This is a genomic window from Chamaesiphon polymorphus CCALA 037 (assembly GCF_003003845.1).
In the GTDB taxonomy this organism is placed as follows: Bacteria; Cyanobacteriota; Cyanobacteriia; order Cyanobacteriales; family Chamaesiphonaceae; genus Chamaesiphon; species Chamaesiphon polymorphus.
In genome coordinates, this window is record NZ_PVWO01000714.1 from 1 (window position 1) to 2,259 (window position 2,259).

Genomic DNA, 2,259 nt, shown 5'->3' on the forward strand with positions numbered 1-2,259 from the left:
ACGGGGGGGTCTGGGGGGAAGCCTCCCCCCAGATCCGGGTTCTCTAGCACCAGTAACTTCAAACTAGGCACTACTCCAAAATCTGTGGGTAATGGATAGCCTTTATAAGGGAGGGTAAATCAACCCAAAACGAAGCCAGTAGTCACTAATCATTGCCCACCTTACAAATATTTTAGGCACATAAAGATGAGTACTTTTGTTGCAGTTGACCAAGTTGGAAAGACATTCGATCTCGCGAATGGCGGTAGTTATATTGCCTTAAAAGGTATCGATTTAAACATGCGTAAGGGTGAATTTATCTCCCTAATCGGACACTCCGGTTGTGGTAAATCGACCCTCTTAAATATTATTGCTGGCTTAGATGGGGCGACTGATGGTGTGGTGGTGGTTGACGATACGCCCGTAACCAAACCAGGCCCCGATCGGATGGTAGTATTTCAAAATTATTCGCTGTTGCCGTGGTTAACTGTCCGCGAAAATATTGCGATGGCGGTGAATAAAGTACTCCAAGGTTTGCCCAAAGCCGAGCGCGAACATATTATCGAAGAAAGTATCGATATGGTGGGTTTGCGCCATGCTGTAGATAAGAAACCAGGGCAACTTTCTGGGGGCATGAAGCAGCGAGTTTCGATCGCCAGGGCATTTTCGATTCGTCCGAAAGTATTGCTGTTAGACGAGCCATTTGGGGCGTTAGATGCGCTGACTCGCGGCGGTTTGCAAGAACGGTTGATGCAGATTTGCGAAGAGAATCACGTTACGGCGGTAATGGTTACTCACGATATCGATGAGGCGTTATTATTGTCCGATCGAATTATCATGCTGACAAATGGCCCCGAATCGAAAATCGGTCAGATTTTAGATGTCGATATTCCGCGTCCGCGCAAACGCTTAGAAGTAGTCGAACATCCTAGCTATTATAGCTTGCGAAGTGAGATGATCTATTTTCTCAACCAACAAAAACGGGTTAAAAAAATTCGCGCTCAAAAGCAAACCGTCGTCGCGCGACATGGTTTAGAAAAGGTTAATATTCAACTCGGATTCGTGCCGTTAACTGCTTGCGCGCCACTGGCGATCGCGAAAGAAAAAGGCTTCTTTGTCAAACATGGTTTGGATGAAGTTACATTGGCACGAGAATCGAGCTGGCGGGGGATTGTCGATGGCATTAGCGGTGGCTACATCGATGCCGCTCAAATGCCCTCTGGGATGCCTGCATGGTTGAGTTTGGGCGGTAATAATGATGTACCGTTACCAGTAGTCACAGCCCTGACGATGGCGCGCAATGGTAATGCAATTACCCTCAAAGAAGAGTTCTATCAACAGAATATTAGAACTCTCGATGACTTCCACACATTTATCCTCAATACCCCCAATAAACGCCACAACTTTGGGATGGTACACCCATCTTCAATGCACAATTTATTATTGCGGTATTGGTTGGCTGCTGGTGGTATCGACCCCGATAACGATGTCAATCTGATGACGATTCCCCCCGCACAAATGGTCGTGGATCTCAAAGCAGGTACGATCGATGGTTATTGTGTCGGCGAACCCTGGAATTATCGGGCAGCAGTTGAAGGTAAAGGCTTTACAATTGCCTCCGATTTAGGGATTTGGAACGGTCATCCCGGCAAAGTATTGGGCGTCAGAGAAGATTGGGCAAACGCTTATCCAAATACGCATATCGCCTTAGTCAAAGCATTACTCGAAGCGTGTAAATATTGTGCCGATCCGAATAATGTCGATGAAATTCGTCACCTGCTCGCGCGCAAAGAATATCTCGGTATGAAAGCAGAGTATATCACTATTGCCGATCCGCTTAAGGACACTGGTATCCACGATCCACACAAAGAATACGCTCATCCGCAGTTTTTTGGTACTAGTTTAAATCGCCCCAGTCGTACCGAACAATTATGGATTATTACGCAAATGGCGCGCTGGGGAATTACCCCATTCCCCCGCAATTGGGTCGAGATTTTGGAGCGGGTTTGTCGGACGAGTACTTTTAGTACCGGATCGCGAGAATTAGGTTTTGATGTCGATTACGGTCTCAATGCGATCGAGTTATTCGACGGCATTCCATTCAACTCCAAAGATCCGATCGGTTATCTCAATAGTTTGAAAATCAAACGTCCGATTTCGGTCGCAGAAGTCATCTTGTAATATGGACAACCCTACCACTATCAACCAATAATTCACAACAAAACAAACCATCTGTAGGGGCGGGTTTATGCTAGAAAACTTATTTTTACAGATAACCTC

The 2,259-nt window shown here is 46.2% G+C and carries 1 protein-coding gene; it reads left to right on the plus strand.

Features of this window, described 5'->3' with window-relative positions; genetic code table 11:
- The first annotated feature begins 186 nt into the window (after positions 1-186).
- Entirely contained in the window at positions 187-2,160 is a 1,974-nt protein-coding gene (locus C7B77_RS28610; RefSeq protein WP_106313064.1) for an ABC transporter ATP-binding/substrate-binding protein, read from the plus strand.
- The last annotated feature ends 99 nt before the right edge of the window (positions 2,161-2,259 follow it).

Coding starts and splice junctions, on each gene's coding strand:
- C7B77_RS28610 (WP_106313064.1), top strand. CDS start 187: ATGAGTACTTTTGTTGCAGTTGACCAAGTTGGAAAGACATTCGATCTC.